Source organism: Erwinia sp. B116, assembly GCF_002865965.1.
Classification (GTDB): Bacteria; Pseudomonadota; Gammaproteobacteria; order Enterobacterales; family Enterobacteriaceae; genus Erwinia.
Genome location: NZ_JRZZ01000001.1, coordinates 198,338 through 211,445 on the forward strand (window position 1 = coordinate 198,338; position 13,108 = coordinate 211,445).

Below are 13,108 nucleotides of genomic sequence, written 5' to 3' on the forward strand. Positions count from 1 at the left end.
CTGCGGGGGCCTCCCGCCTGCCGCCGTTTTACAGGCTGTTCACCGCCCGGGCGAAGAAGTCCCGCGCGCCGAAGTTGCCGGACTTCAGCGCCAGCGCCAGCGGCCGGCTGCCGCCGGAGACCAGCGCAGGCACGCCGGTGTCGATCTCCCGGCCGATGGTCAGCGCACCCAGATCCAGCGCGCTGACTACCGCGCCAGAGGTTTCGCCGCCGCCGACCACCAGCCGCCTGACGCCCGCCGCCACCAGCTGACGGGCGGTCTGGCCGAACAGGTCGTCCAGCGCGGCGGCAATACGTTCGCGGCCATACTCTTTCTGCAGCCGTTCGACGGTTTGCGGATCGCCGGACGAGTACACCAGCGGTGCCTCTCCCTGATGCATAAGAATAAATTCCACCAGCTGCTGCGGCCCGGTTGTGCCGTTCAGCACCGATTCCACCTCAATCATCAGCACCGGATGCTGCTTCTGATGCTCGTCGATTTGCCCGCGGGTTGCGCCGGAACAGCTGCCGACGAGGATCGCTTCAGCGCCGCCGAGGGGCGTAATGCCCGCCTGCCGGCCGTGCGCCCTGCCCTGAGCGATAAAGTTGTGCGGCAGCGCCAGCGCGATGCCCGAGCCGCCGGTCACCAGCGGTGCCCCCCGGCAGGCGCGGCCCAGGGTGGTCAGGTCGTGATTGCTGATGGCGTCCACCACCACCAGCGTTCGTTCTGCCTGCCCCTGCTGTGACAACGCCTCGCGCAGCGCCTCGCTGCCCTGCGCCACCTTGTGCCAGCCCAGGTGCGTTACCTTAAGCGAGGTCTGCCGCTGCAGCACCCGCCGCAGATCGGCATCGGTCATCGGCGTCAGCGGATGATGCTGCATGCCGGACTCATTCAGCGGCCGGTCATACACAAACAGGTGCCCCTGATAAACCGTCCGTCCCATCGCCGGAAAGGCCGGGCAGACCACCACGCTCCGCGCGTCAAGCTGCGCGGCCAGCGCCTCGGTCACCGGGCCGATATTGCCTTCGTCGGTTGAGTCAAAGGTGGAGCAGTACTTAAAGACGATCTGTTCACACCCCTGCGCCTGCAGCCAGCGACAGGCGGCCAGCGACTGCGCCACGGCCTCGGCGGCCGTGAGCGAACGGCTCTTCAGTGCGATAACCCCCGCCTCAACCCCCGCTGCGGCCGGGGTGGACGGCACGCCCAGATACTGAACGGTGTGCAGCCCGCCCTCACCCTCCAGCCCTTTTGACAGGGTGACAGCGATATCGCTGGCCCCGGTAAAATCGTCTGCAATCACGCCAATTAACATCATTTCTCCTCGCCACAGTGGTTAACAGTGGCCTTAATCAGGCTGACGGCGGCGTGTGGCGCGGTCAGCACCGGGATGCTGACCCGGCTGCGTACCGCCTCAGCCGCATTAGAGGTTGAAAAGTGCGCCAGCATGATCACGTCGCAGTGCGCCAGTTCGTGCGCCCGATCGGCCACCAGCCGGTTATGGCTCTCACGGTCACCTTTGCGCAGCAGATCGATGGCGTCCGCCACCAGCACCGTGGTCAGCCGTGCCTCACTGCCTGCCTGCGCCACAAACTCCTCAAATTCGGCGGTCATTGTCTCCACCGCCGGGCCGAAGGTGGCCAGCATGCCGATATTTTTGCCGCTGTTCAGCGCTTCGCGGAACATCGCCTCGTTGGGTTTAAGCACCGGGATCGACAGTTCAGCGGCAAGCCGGTCAATGGCCGGGCCGAACGCCGAGCAGGTGACCAGGATAGCCGCCGCCTGCATATCGTGGGCGTATTCGCCCAGTCGGACAAAGCGGTCGGTGAGTTCAGCGGTCAGCCCGGGGGTTTTCGCACGGTCAATCGTCAGGCCGTCGTCCAGCAGGTTAACCAGTTCCGCTTCCGGCCACAGATCGGTAAAGGCACTGTGGATCGGTGCCATCGCCACCGGCGTGGCGTGCAGTAAAACAATTCGTGAAGTCATGTCAGTTTCCGTTCAGTCGGGTTCAGCATAATGTAAGGGCTTACAAATGTTTCTGTAAAGTGATGCTCGTCACATAAAATAGCGATACTTCTCACCGCACAGTGTTGAAATTTTATGCCACAGACAGCAATATTGAAAGCGCTTACAAAAATTCCCGCCAGCCGCCGACGACGTAACCCTTGTCGTGGCGCGTGGCAGCACCGCCAATGGAGTGTGAAACCTGTTATGACAACCTCAGTCAGCCCCTCATCGTTGACCGCCGCGGCTCCGGCCGTGACAACAGCCCCAGAGCCGGCAAAGAAAACGCCGCGTGCGTTCCGCGATCTGCTGTCGCTGGACGACTTTGAGCGCCATGCGCGCCGCCGGCTGCCGAATATGATCTATCAGTACGTCGCCGGCGGCGTGGAGAGCGGCCAGGGGATTGCCGGTAACTTTGACGCCTACCAGCGCTTTAAATTTATCCCGCGCATGTTCCGCGACGTCTCGGGCCGCAGCCAGGCCACCACGCTGTTCGGCCACACGTATCAGCATCCGTTCGGCGTGGCACCGCTGGGCGGCGCCTCCTTTGTCGCCTATCAGGCCGATATTGCGCTGGCTAAGGCCGCGCGGCAGATGAACGTGCCGATGATCCTCAGCGCCTCGTCGCTGGTCAGGCTGGAGGACGTGCACGCCGCCAATGCCGATGCGTGGTTCCAGGCCTATCTGGCCGGCGATCAGCCGCGCATTGACCGCCTGGTGGATCGCGTTGAAGCCGCCGGATACCAGACGCTGGTGGTTACCGGCGACACGCCAATGCTGGGCAACCGCGAGCACAACATCCGCAGCGGTTTCAGCATGCCGATTAAAATCACCCCGAAGGTGGCGTTTGAAAGCGCCATAAACCCGCGCTGGCTGCTGGGCACCGTCGCGCAAACCTTCCTGCGCCACGGCGCGCCGCACTTTGAAAACACCGACGCCGAGCGCGGCCCGCCGATGATGTCCGGCAAGGTGCGCAACACCAACGCCCGCGACAAGCTGTGCTGGAAAAACGTTGAGGCCATCCGCAAAAAATGGCGCGGCAATCTGGTGATTAAGGGGCTGATGTCGCCGGAGGATGCGTTTATCGCCCGCGACCTTGGTGCGGACGCGGTGATCCTCTCTAACCACGGCGGACGTCAGCTCGATCACACCATTCCGCCGCTGTATACGCTGGCGGAGATCGCCGCCAGCAAAGGCGCAATGAAGGTGATTATCGACAGCGGCATCCGCCGCGGCACCGACGTGATGAAGGCGATGGCGCTGGGGGCCGACTTTGTGTTTCTCGGCCGTCCGTTCCTCTACGCGAGCGTTATCGGCGGCCAGCGCTGCGTGGAGCATGCGATGCATATTCTTCGCGACGAGATCGACCGCGACCTGGCGCTGATCGGCGTGCGAACCCCGGCAGAGCTGGATGCCAGCTACCTGCGTAAACTGTAAGGAGGCGGAGATGAGCGCCCAAAGACCCGTTAAGCTGTTCAGCGTACTGGCGATCCGCGCCGCCTTTGACCGGCTGCTGCCGCTGTGGCAGCAGCGCTGTCCGCAGGTGGAACTGCAGGTAGAGTGGGCCCCCACCACCCGCATTGAGCAGTGGATAGCCGATGGCCGGCGCGCCGACGCGGTGATTGTCACCACGGAAGCCATGGACCGGCTGGTGGAGCAGGCGGTGGTGGAGGTCGGCAGCCGCCGCGAACTGGTGGATTCAACCATCGGGGTGGCGACGCTGCCTGATGCCGCACAGCCGGACCTCAGCAGCGCGGCGGCGCTGAAGCAGAGCCTGCTCCAGGCCCGCTCGGTGGGCTATTCGCTCGGCGGTGCCAGCGGCATCTGGTTTAAAACGGTGCTGGAGCGGCTCGACATCACCCAGGCGGTGAACGCCCGCGCCAGCACTATCGACGAGGGATTTACCGCCCGGCTGCTGCTGGAGGGAAAAGCGGATCTGGCCGTGCAGCAAATCAGCGAGCTGCTCACCGTGCCGGGCATTAAAATCGCCGGGCCGCTACCGGATGAGCTACAAAAGGTGCTCTCATTCCCCGGCGCGCTGTTCCGCAACGCCGGCCGGCCCGCTGAAGCCGCCGCGCTGCTGGCGTTTCTGCGATCGGACGCAGCACGCGAGGTGTTTCAGGCCTGCGGCCTGACGCCACGAGCCTGATCGTACTGCGCGATGAAGCAGAGATAAGACAGGCCTCAGCGCGGCTGGCGCGGCGGTGAGCCGGTGCTACCGCGCACGATCAGCTCCGGCTTCAGCAGCGTCTGGCGCGGCGCGGGCTGGTCGTTCAGCGTCGCCAGCAGGTAGTCGGCGGCGATCAGGCCTATCTGGTCCAGTTCCACCCGCATGGTGGTCAGCGGATGCTCCAGATGTTCCGCGTACTCGTAGTCGTTAAAGCCGGTGATCGAAATGTCGTTTGGAATGCGCAGGTAGCGTTCGGCCGCCGCGCGCATCGCGCCAAACGCCAGCAGATCGTTACCACAAATCACCGCCGTTGGCGGCACCGGGCCGTCCAGCAGCCGGAACATGGCCTGACGGGCGTCATTCATGGTAAAAGCGCTGTTGATCAGATTCTCCTCCGCCAGCATCAGCCCCGCCGCCGACAGCGCTTCGCGCGTGCCGGTAATACGATCGGAGACGCGGTCGTTCGACGGCGGGGTCCCCACAATCACCGCAAACTGCTTATGCCCCAGCCCCAGCAGATGGGACGTTATCTCAGCGGCGGCCTGCTCGTTGTCGTAGCCAATGCTCGGGTGGCCCGCGTCGACCGAGAAGGTCTGGATGCAGGGGATCCCCAGCTGGTTGATGCGCTCCCTCAGGCGCGGGTGGTGAGAATTCCCCACCAGCATCAGCGCATCGATGCCGTACTCGATCAGCTTGTTGACCTCTTTCAGCTCGGTATCCGGGTCGAAATCGGAGTTGGCCAGCAGCAGCGTGTAGCCAGACTGGTGGATCTTCTGCTGAAACGCCGCCAGCGGCCGCGAGAACGTTTCCGTCGCCAGCGTCGGCACCACCGCGCCAATGGTCATGCTGCGCCGGGAAGCCAGCGTGCGCGCCGCGCGGTTAATCACGTATCCCAGCTCCTCGCAGGCGCGTTCCACCGCCTGACGGCTGGCGGCTTTCACCGAGGTGCTGCCGTTAAGCACCCGGGAGACGGTGGCCGTTGAAACCCCGGCGTGGTGGGCAACGTCTTCCAGCGAGACCCGCGCGGGGGCGGGGAACTTGTCGGACATGTTGGAACTCCTGACTGAAATTAGTGACCTCGCCCACAAAATTTGCAGACAATCTGAGGTTCATTTTGAAAGCGCTTACTTTTGGCTTGACTGATTTTTGTAATCGCTTACTTTTAACGACATGTTATCAGACACCCGGAAAATTTCACCCGATGATAACAAAAAAAACCGGGACAACGGCTTCCCTGCGTTTCCACCTCAGCCGTGGAAAACACCGAGATAATAAAGGAATTCACCATGCGTAGATACCCACGAATCCGATGGCTGATGATCGCCTTCTGCTTTTTCGCTATCGCCATCAACTATATAGACCGTATTAACCTGGCCATCGCCGCGCCACATATTAAAGCCGACCTCGGGCTGGATGACACCAGCATGGGGCTGATCCTCGGTGCCTTTTTCTGGACCTATGCGCTGATGCAGATCCCCGCAGGGCGCATGATCGACCGCCTGGGCGCACGCGCCGGTCTGGCCATCGCGGTCGGCTGGTGGTCACTGTTTACGGTGTTCACCGCGTTTGGCCGCGGCTTCACGTCCCTTTTCGCCTCGCGTCTGCTGCTCGGCATCGGTGAGTCCGGCGGCTATCCCGGTTGCGCCAAGGTGGTCTACTCGTGGTTTGCCAAAAAAGAGCGCGGAACCGCCAGCGGCATCTTCGACGCCGGCCCGCGCGCGGGAAGCGCTATCGCCCTGCCGCTGGTGGCCTGGCTGATCAGCACCTGGGACTGGGAGACCTCCTTCGTGGTCACCGGCGCGCTGGGACTGATCTGGGTGGTTATCTGGCTGATGTTCTACCGCGAACCGGAGGAGATGAAGAGCCTCGACGAGCAGGAGCGCCAGAATCTGCTGGAGGACCGCAGCGTCAACGTGGTCGACAAAAGTGAGAAAGTCAGCATCCGCGCGCTGTTCCGCTACCGCACCGTCTGGGGGATGATGATCGGCTTCTTCTGCATGAACTTCGCCACCTACTTCTTCGTGACCTGGTTCCCGACCTACCTGACCATCGCCCACGGCTTCTCACTGAAAGAGCTGGGGACGCTGGGTGCGATCCCGGCGCTGATGGGTATCCCGGGCAGCCTGCTGGGCGGTATCTGTTCCGACTGGATGTACCGCAAAGGTTTCTCGCTGACCACCGCGCGCAAAACCTGCCTGATCGCCGGCATGCTGCTCTCTTCGGTGATCGCCTTTGCCGCCTTTACCACCAGCATTCCGCTGATCCTGACGCTGTTCTCACTGACCTACGCGGGCCTGGCCTTTACCGCCTCCAACATCTGGACCCTGCCTGCCGACGTTGCGCCCAGCTCCGGCTATGTCGGCACGCTGGGAGGGATCCAGAACTTTGCCGGCAACCTGGCGGGGATCGTTACCGCTTCGTTCACCGGCCTGATGCTGACCCTGAGCCACGGCTCCTTTGTCGTGCCGCTGCTGGTCGCAGGCGGTATCTGCCTGTTCGGCGCGTTTAACTTTATGTTCATCATGGGCAAGGTTGAACCGCTGGTGCTGAAAAACGCGGATCCTGACGCCAGACCTGCCGCAACCCATTCATAACTAACGAACCGAGAAACGCGATGAACAATGAACAACAGCTTCGTGAAGAGATCGTCTGGGCCGGTGCCAGCCTGTTCCGGCGCGGCTATACCGTCGGCACCGCCGGCAACATCAGCGCCCGGCTGGATGACGGCTGGCTGATTACGCCCACCGACGCCTGCCTCGGGCGTCTGGAGGCGGCGAAAATTGCCAAAGTCTCTGCCACAGGAGAGTGGCTCTCAGGCGACAAGCCGTCCAAGACGCTGCTGCTGCATCGCCAGGTGTATGACCGAAACCCTGAGGTGAACAGCGTGGTGCATACCCACTCCACCCATCTGGTGGGGCTGACGCTGCAGGGCGTCTGGCAGCAGAGCAGCATTCTGCCGCCGATCACCCCGTATCAGGTAATGAAGGTCGGCCGCATTCCGTTAATCGGCTATCGTCGTCCCGGCGCGGCGGACGTTGCGCACCAGGTTGCGCAGCTGGCCTGCGAAGTACGCGGCGTGATGCTGGAACGTCTTGGCCCGGTTGTCTGGGGCGGCAGCGTCGTCAGCGCCTGTGCGGCGCTGGAAGAGCTGGAAGAGACCGCCCGCCTGTGGCTGCAGGCGGCGGAAAAACCGCAGCCCCTGAGCGAGCAACAGGTTGCCGAGCTGTGTGAGACGTTCGCCACCCGCTGGTAGGCGGACTGCCGAACCCTGCCCACAAGGAGTCATAATGAAAAAAATGCTTACCGCGGCCGCGCTTCTGGCGCTGACCGCAGGCTGCGCCCAGGCGCAGAGCCGGGTTTACGTCTCCAACGACGTCAGCGGTACGGTGACCGGCTACCGGCTGGACACGTCACGCGGCACGCTGGAGCCCATTGGCACCTTTCCTGCCGGGAAAAAGGCGATGTCGTCGGTGGTCTCACCGGATCATAAAATGCTGTACGTTTCGGTACGCAGCCAGCCTTACCGCGTGGTCGCGTATCACATTGAGGCCGACGGCCAGCTGCAGAAGCGCAGCGAAACGCCGCTGCCGCAGAGCATGGCGTATCTCTCCACCGATCGTTCTGGCCGTTTCCTGCTGAGCGCGTCGTTCGGCGGCGATCTGGTCAGCATCAACGCCATTGACGGCCAGGGTAATGTGGTGGAGAAGCCGGTGCAGGTGGTGCATACCGGCAAGCGCGCCCACGCCGTGCAGGTTGACGCGGAAAACCGCTTCCTTTACGTGACGCAGCTCGGCACCGACCAGCTGCTGCAGTTCCGCTTTGATGCCGGCAGCGGCCGCGTCACCCCGCTCGATCCGCCGTTTATCAATATCCAGCATGAGGCGGCCACCGGCCCGCGCCATTTTGTCTTCGCCCCGTCGCGCGACGGCCACGGCCAGCGCAATATGTACATCCTCAACGAGATGGCGGGCAATATTACCCGCGTCACGCTGGACGACCAGGGCCGCGCCACCGCGCATGAAGACGTTTCGTCCGTCTCACCGGATGAAGACATGCAGCGCGGCGAGGCGCGGCCGCTGACCGGCGATGACGATTTGCCGCCGTCGGCGAAGCCACGCATCTGGCAGGCGGATATCCACATAACGCCGGACGGCCGTTACCTCTACGCCACCGAGCGCACCAGCAGCACCCTGACCTCGTTCCGCGTCGATCCCACCGACGGCCATCTGACCCGCCTGGCCAGTATTAAAACCGAAGCGCAGCCGCGCGGATTTGCCATCGATAACAGCGGCCGGTTTCTGATTGAGTCCGGCCAGAAGTCAGATCACATCTCGCTGTACCGCATCAATCCGGCAGACGGTGCGCTGACGCTGGCCGGCCGCTATCCGGGTGGCGACGGTGCCAACTGGGTGACGCTGGTCGAACCCTGAACGTTCCTCCCGCCCGGCATAAGCAGCCGGGCTTTTCCCCTGCATTAAGGAGTTTTAATGAACCTCAAACCTCACGCCCTGCTCTGCGCCCTGCTTGCCACCGGCCTGATGACCGGCAGCGTTAACGCCGCCACCGCAGAGAAAGCGGCGGTGGCCGACGGCAAAGAGCAGGTGGTGGCGACCGATCTGGAGCCGCTGCACCACGTGATCCTGGAAAACCAGTACGTGACGGTAATGCGGGTGATGATCCGCCCGGGCCAGTCCACGCTGTTCCACGAGCAGCATCTTGACTACGTCAACACCCACGTTGACGGCAGCATGGTGCATATCTCCTACCCGGATAAACCGGCCAAAGACCACTGGATGAAAACCGGCGACGTGAAGTTTGGCCAGCACCAGGGCAAGTCGGACGAAGACAAGGTCACCAATACCGACACCACGCTGAACCACCAGGTTTCCTTTGAAATTAAGCAAAACGGCCCGCAGAACTTCGGCGACGCCAGCCGTCCGGCGGTAGCGCAGTTCCGCCAGGTGCTGGATGAGAAGACCGTACGCGGCTGGAAGGTTGGCCTGCAGCCGGGTGAAGTCGCGCCGGGCTACGTCCAGCACGGGCCGGGGGTGCGGGTGTTCTTTACCGAAGGCCGCCTGCTGCTGGCGGTGCCGGGTAAACCCAACCGCACGCGGGAGATTTGGGTACACCGCGGTGACGCCTTCCTGACCGAACCCGGCGAGGTGCAACTGACCAACGGTGGCGACACGCCGCTGCAGTTTAACGACTACGAACTGCTGTAACTCTTTTTTGCCCGCGCGCGGTGATGTGGCCACGCGTGGGCGTTTGCCGTACCGAAGTCCCTATAAAACTACAAAAGTTTTTTCATTTTACAGGAGCAAGTCAGGTGAGACGTCTTAGTCTTCCGCTGGCCGTCAGCCTGATCCTTTTCAGCGGGATGAGCACCGCTGAACCGGTTGATTCCGGGGATCGGGCGCTGATGGCCAGGGGACAATATCTCGCGACCGCCGCCGACTGCGGAGCCTGCCACACCTCGCCGCATCAGGGCGAGCCGATGGCCGGCGGTTATGCGATCGCTTCCCCGATGGGAAGCATATATGCCAGTAATATCACCCCCTCCCCCACCGCCGGTATCGGCGGCTACAGCGAAGCGGAGTTTGCCCGCGCGGTGCGTGAAGGGATCAATAAACAGGGTCAGCACCTTTATCCGGCGATGCCTTACCCCTCCTACGCGAAAATCAGCGATGAGGATATTCACGCCCTCTACGTCTGGTTTATGCACGGCGTCAGGCCGGTGGACGTTGCCGCACCGCAAACCCGCCTGCCGTTTCCCTTCAACCTGCGCGCGTCAATGGCGGTGTGGAACCTGCTGTTTGCTGAAAACACGCGCTTTGTCCCCTCACCGACGGCGAGCGATGAGGTCAACCGGGGTGACTACCTGGTCAACGCGCTGGCCCACTGCGATACCTGCCACACGCCGCGTAACCTGCTGATGGGCCAGCAGAATGACCAGCCGCTCGCCGGCGGCAGCCTCGGCAGCTGGTACGCGCCCGATATCACCCCGGATGTGCATTCGGGGATCGGCGGCTGGAGCAAGGCCGAACTGGTGCAGTATCTGAAAACCGGCCACGTGAAGGGTAAAGCCCAGGCCGCAGGCCCGATGGCCGAGGCGGTTGAACACAGCCTGCAGCACCTGACGGACCCGGATATCAACGCCATCGTGGCCTATCTGCAGCAGGTGCCCGCCTCCGGCGGCGGCGCGGCGCGTTCCCGCGATGGTTTTGGCCAGCCCTCGTCCACAGAGCAGCAACGGCGCGGCGATAACAAGGCGGATGACGCCGGCTGGCAGATTTACAGCAGCACCTGCGCCGCCTGCCACCAGCCAGACGGCCAGGGCACAGCCCGTTATCCTTCGCTGTTCCACAATACCGCCACCGGCGCAGAACAGGCCGATAACCTGATTGCCACCATTCTGTTCGGCGTGCAGCGCAAGGTGCAGGACGAAGCGGTGGCAATGCCCGCCTTCGGCCCCGCAGCGGCGTGGACCGACCGCCTCAGCGACCGTCAGGTTGCCGACGTCAGCAACTATGTGCTGCAGCAGTACGGCAATCCCGCGCTGCACGTCACCGAACAACAGGTACAAACCGTGCGCGAAGGCGGTGAAACGCCGCTGCTGGTCAGGCTGACCCGGCCATGGGTACTGACCGCAGTGGTTATTGTTGCGGGTGCGATGGTCGCGGGCGGCCTTGCCCTCACACGCAGAAAACGGAGGCGTTATGGCACAAAAAAATAATTCAGGCGCGGGATTAAGCCGTCGCCGCCTGCTGCAGGGGATGGCGGTGCTGTCGCTCAGCGCCGCCTGCAGCGCTCTGTTCCCCGCGGAGATGGCCCGTGCCGCGGCCAGCGTCGTTCCGGTACAGCGCTTCAGCGAAGTGTCTGCTTTCCTGGTCAGCCGCCCGGTCGGGGCGATCCTCAGCCGCCGCTATCTGGAGGCGCTGACCCGTCACTACCCGGACTTTCCGGCGCAGCTCGACGCGCTGGCCACCGCGCTCGGCCAGCGTAGCGATACGCACGTGGATGCGTTTCTGCAGGATACCGCCGCCGGTACGCCGCTGCACGACACCGCCACGCTGATCGTCAGCGCCTGGTACACCGGCGTGGTTGGCGAGGGGGCGAAGACGGAGCTGATCGCTTATGCGGACGCGATGATGTACCTGCCCACGCAGGGTATTCTGGCGGTACCCACCTACGGCGGCGGGCCGGATTCATGGGGCGAGAAGCCCGGGGTTTCAACGGCACAACAGGGAGCAACGGCATGAACCAGTATGATGCTGACGTGATTATTATCGGATCCGGGGTGATGGGCGGCCTGATCGCCACGCAGCTGGCGAAAGCAGGCAAATCGGTGATCATCGTTGAGGCCGGGCCAAGAGTGAAACGCCAGGACATCGTGGAGCGGTTCCGCAGTTCGCCGTTCAAGATGTCGCTGACCAATATGAAGCTGCAGGGGGTGGGTTCGCCTTATCCCGACCTGCCGCACGTACCGTCCACCTACGGCAGCTACCTGCAGCAGACCGGCCCGGTTAAGTACCCGACCAAATATCTGCGCGTGGTCGGCGGCACTACCTGGCACTTTGGTTCGGCGCTGTGGCGGATGATCCCCAATGATTTCAGACTCCACAGCCTGTATGGCCGCGGCCGCGACTGGCCGATTGGCTATGACGAGTTGGAACCCTGGTACGGCGCGGCCGAGCATGAGCTGGGCGTTTCCGGCGTCGACGGTCAGGATGAGAGCGGCCAGGGCGGTAAAGCATGGCCGCCGCGTTCAACGCCGTTTCCGATGCCGGGCCTGGAGCCGAGCTATCTGTTTAAGCGCCTTTCCGTGCTGCTGGGTAAGGGCGGGTTTAACCCGGTGATGGAGCCTAACGGCCGCGCCACCCGGCCGTGGAAGCGCCGTCCGGTGTGCGGCGGTAACAATAACTGCAACCCGGTCTGCCCGATCGCCGCCAAATACGATGGCTCGATGCACATTGATGAGGCGGAAGAGCACGGCGCGCGGCTGCTGGATAACTCGGTGGTCTGCCATATCGAAGCCGGTGACGACGGCGCGATCCGCGCTATCCACTATAAGAAGCCCGACGGCAGCCAGCACCGGCTGACGGCGAAGCATTTCGTGCTGGCCGCTTACGGCATCGAGTCGCCCAAGCTGCTGCTGATGTCCACCTCAGAACGTTATCCCAACGGCATCGCCAACCGCTCCGATCAGGTTGGCCGCAATCTGATGGGCCATACCGGCATCAGCATGAACGTGATGATGAACGAGGACGTCTGGCCGGGCCAGGGCCCGACCGAGCTGCTGGTGTATCTGAACAACCGCGACGGCGCGTTTCGCAAGGATTTCCCCAGCTATAAGATCAAGGTGCGCAATACGGTGCCGACGGCGGACTATGCGGCCTCGCTGATCCAGAAAGGCGTGCTGGGATCGCAGTTGGACGCCGGGCTGAAAAAACTGTCGGCACGCTCGCTTAACTTCGCCATCGATTTTGAGACGCTGCCGCTGGCGGAAAACCGCGTGGTGCCGAGCAAAACCAAAAAGGATGCCATCGGCATTCCGCTGCCGGAGATTTACTACAGCGTGAACGATTACTGGCACGCGGGTAAGGAGCAGGGGCTGAAGGATTTTGCCGAATTTGCCCGGCTGCTGAACGCGGACGTGTCAAAGATTGATACCGGCTATCAGGATCGCCAGCATATTATGGGTACCACCATTATGGGTGACGATCCGCAGGATTCGGTGGTCAACCGGCACTGTCAGAGCCACGACCACCCTAACCTGTTTATCGCCGGCACCAGCGTGATGCCGTCCGCCTCCTGCATGAACCCGACGCTGACCGGTGCAGCGCTGAGCCTGCGGCTGGCGGATTATCTGCTGAATACGGTGAAGGTGTAAACGTAAGGCGGGGAGCCGGGGGTTACCCGGCCCCCTGCCTCAGGGTTGCGCATAAAAACCGCACGCCT

General features: G+C 63.0%; 12 protein-coding genes. 9 read left to right on the forward strand and 3 right to left on the reverse strand.

The genetic code is table 11. From position 1 onward, the window contains the following. Positions 1-28: 28 nt before the first annotated feature. Positions 29-1,291, reverse strand: a complete 1,263-nt coding sequence (gene otnK / locus NV64_RS00775) for a 3-oxo-tetronate kinase (RefSeq protein ID WP_056237550.1) — start codon at positions 1,289-1,291, stop codon at positions 29-31. Continuing rightward, on the reverse strand, positions 1,291-1,962 hold the full coding sequence (locus tag NV64_RS00780) for an aspartate/glutamate racemase family protein (RefSeq protein WP_101505091.1): 672 nt from the start codon (positions 1,960-1,962) through the stop codon (positions 1,291-1,293). Before NV64_RS00780 ends, otnK begins: the two co-directional genes overlap by 1 nt. 225 nt (positions 1,963-2,187) lie before the next feature. On the opposite strand from NV64_RS00780, the gene NV64_RS00785 reads away from it, so the two are divergent. Continuing rightward, positions 2,188-3,417: an alpha-hydroxy acid oxidase gene (locus tag NV64_RS00785; RefSeq protein WP_056237555.1), complete on the forward strand. Its 1,230-nt coding sequence runs from the start codon at positions 2,188-2,190 to the stop codon at positions 3,415-3,417. Between the two features lie 10 nt (positions 3,418-3,427). Continuing rightward, a complete protein-coding gene (locus tag NV64_RS00790) occupies positions 3,428-4,129 on the forward strand; it encodes a substrate-binding domain-containing protein (protein ID WP_101505092.1) in 702 nt (233 codons plus the stop codon). 35 nt (positions 4,130-4,164) lie between these two features. On the opposite strand, the gene NV64_RS00795 is transcribed toward NV64_RS00790, so the two are convergent. Next, positions 4,165-5,199: a LacI family DNA-binding transcriptional regulator gene (locus NV64_RS00795; RefSeq protein WP_101505093.1), complete on the reverse strand. Its 1,035-nt coding sequence runs from the start codon at positions 5,197-5,199 to the stop codon at positions 4,165-4,167. A gap of 237 nt (positions 5,200-5,436) precedes the next feature. Here NV64_RS00795 and NV64_RS00800 point away from each other — a divergent pair, with 237 nt between their 5' ends. The 7 genes from NV64_RS00800 (at position 5,437) to NV64_RS00830 (ending at position 13,040) form a co-directional block, all read left to right on the forward strand. Beyond that, positions 5,437-6,744 carry an MFS transporter gene (locus NV64_RS00800; protein ID WP_101505094.1) on the forward strand — a complete coding sequence of 436 codons (1,308 nt, stop codon included), beginning with the start codon at positions 5,437-5,439 and terminating at the stop codon, positions 6,742-6,744. A gap of 20 nt (positions 6,745-6,764) precedes the next feature. Further along, positions 6,765-7,403 carry an aldolase gene (locus NV64_RS00805; RefSeq protein WP_056237565.1) on the forward strand — a complete coding sequence of 213 codons (639 nt, stop codon included), beginning with the start codon at positions 6,765-6,767 and terminating at the stop codon, positions 7,401-7,403. 34 nt (positions 7,404-7,437) lie between these two features. Continuing rightward, on the forward strand, positions 7,438-8,580 hold the full coding sequence (locus NV64_RS00810; RefSeq protein ID WP_101505095.1) for a beta-propeller fold lactonase family protein: 1,143 nt from the start codon (positions 7,438-7,440) through the stop codon (positions 8,578-8,580). A gap of 57 nt (positions 8,581-8,637) precedes the next feature. Next, complete coding sequence (locus NV64_RS00815) at positions 8,638-9,372, forward strand: hypothetical protein (RefSeq protein WP_233208887.1); 735 nt, start codon at positions 8,638-8,640, stop codon at positions 9,370-9,372. A gap of 155 nt (positions 9,373-9,527) precedes the next feature. Further along, positions 9,528-10,883, forward strand: a complete 1,356-nt coding sequence (locus NV64_RS00820) for a cytochrome c (protein ID WP_369878848.1) — start codon at positions 9,528-9,530, stop codon at positions 10,881-10,883. Beyond that, positions 10,867-11,409: a sugar dehydrogenase complex small subunit gene (locus NV64_RS00825; RefSeq protein ID WP_101505097.1), complete on the forward strand. Its 543-nt coding sequence runs from the start codon at positions 10,867-10,869 to the stop codon at positions 11,407-11,409. The genes NV64_RS00820 and NV64_RS00825 overlap by 17 nt, the downstream gene beginning before the upstream one ends. Continuing rightward, positions 11,406-13,040 (forward strand): GMC family oxidoreductase, encoded by a 1,635-nt coding sequence (locus tag NV64_RS00830; RefSeq protein WP_101505098.1) that lies wholly within the window; start codon positions 11,406-11,408, stop codon positions 13,038-13,040. Before NV64_RS00825 ends, NV64_RS00830 begins: the two co-directional genes overlap by 4 nt. Positions 13,041-13,108 lie beyond the last annotated feature (68 nt).

Coding starts and splice junctions, on each gene's coding strand:
- otnK (WP_056237550.1), bottom strand. CDS start 1,291: ATGTTAATTGGCGTGATTGCAGACGATTTTACCGGGGCCAGCGATATC.
- NV64_RS00780 (WP_101505091.1), bottom strand. CDS start 1,962: ATGACTTCACGAATTGTTTTACTGCACGCCACGCCGGTGGCGATGGCA.
- NV64_RS00785 (WP_056237555.1), top strand. CDS start 2,188: ATGACAACCTCAGTCAGCCCCTCATCGTTGACCGCCGCGGCTCCGGCC.
- NV64_RS00790 (WP_101505092.1), top strand. CDS start 3,428: ATGAGCGCCCAAAGACCCGTTAAGCTGTTCAGCGTACTGGCGATCCGC.
- NV64_RS00795 (WP_101505093.1), bottom strand. CDS start 5,199: ATGTCCGACAAGTTCCCCGCCCCCGCGCGGGTCTCGCTGGAAGACGTT.
- NV64_RS00800 (WP_101505094.1), top strand. CDS start 5,437: ATGCGTAGATACCCACGAATCCGATGGCTGATGATCGCCTTCTGCTTT.
- NV64_RS00805 (WP_056237565.1), top strand. CDS start 6,765: ATGAACAATGAACAACAGCTTCGTGAAGAGATCGTCTGGGCCGGTGCC.
- NV64_RS00810 (WP_101505095.1), top strand. CDS start 7,438: ATGAAAAAAATGCTTACCGCGGCCGCGCTTCTGGCGCTGACCGCAGGC.
- NV64_RS00815 (WP_233208887.1), top strand. CDS start 8,638: ATGAACCTCAAACCTCACGCCCTGCTCTGCGCCCTGCTTGCCACCGGC.
- NV64_RS00820 (WP_369878848.1), top strand. CDS start 9,528: ATGAGCACCGCTGAACCGGTTGATTCCGGGGATCGGGCGCTGATGGCC.
- NV64_RS00825 (WP_101505097.1), top strand. CDS start 10,867: ATGGCACAAAAAAATAATTCAGGCGCGGGATTAAGCCGTCGCCGCCTG.
- NV64_RS00830 (WP_101505098.1), top strand. CDS start 11,406: ATGAACCAGTATGATGCTGACGTGATTATTATCGGATCCGGGGTGATG.